Consider the following 288-nt stretch of genomic DNA (forward strand, 5'->3'; position numbering starts at 1 on the left):
CGTCGCTGCGCGCTCTGCAGAAAGTGGTGGAAGGGGTGCTCGCCGGTTATGGCGAGCGCTAGGACGATGTCGAGCGCACGTTTGTGTGCCGCTACCGTGGGATGCTTCTGGGGTTCGTCTCCTTCAAGAGGCCCCCGCTGAAGGCTATCGCCATCTCCGACGCCGACCTGGCGAAGTGCATCGCCATGGCCGGGCCTTTGGTGTGCGGTATCAGCCAGGAGGTGAGCCTGGGGGAGGGGGATCTGGCCGTGCGCAGGGCGGCCATGGCCTGGCGCACGGCTAGATCCC

1 pseudogene is annotated in these 288 nt (G+C 66.7%); it reads left to right on the forward strand.

From position 1 onward, the window contains the following. Nucleotides 1-83: 83 nt before the first annotated feature. A pseudogene (locus NE591_RS15455) lies at nucleotides 84-288 on the forward strand (hypothetical protein); the annotation flags it as partial.

It is taken from the genome of Adlercreutzia sp. DFI.6.23, from assembly GCF_024462535.1.
Lineage (GTDB): Bacteria > Actinomycetota > Coriobacteriia > Coriobacteriales > Eggerthellaceae > Adlercreutzia > Adlercreutzia rubneri.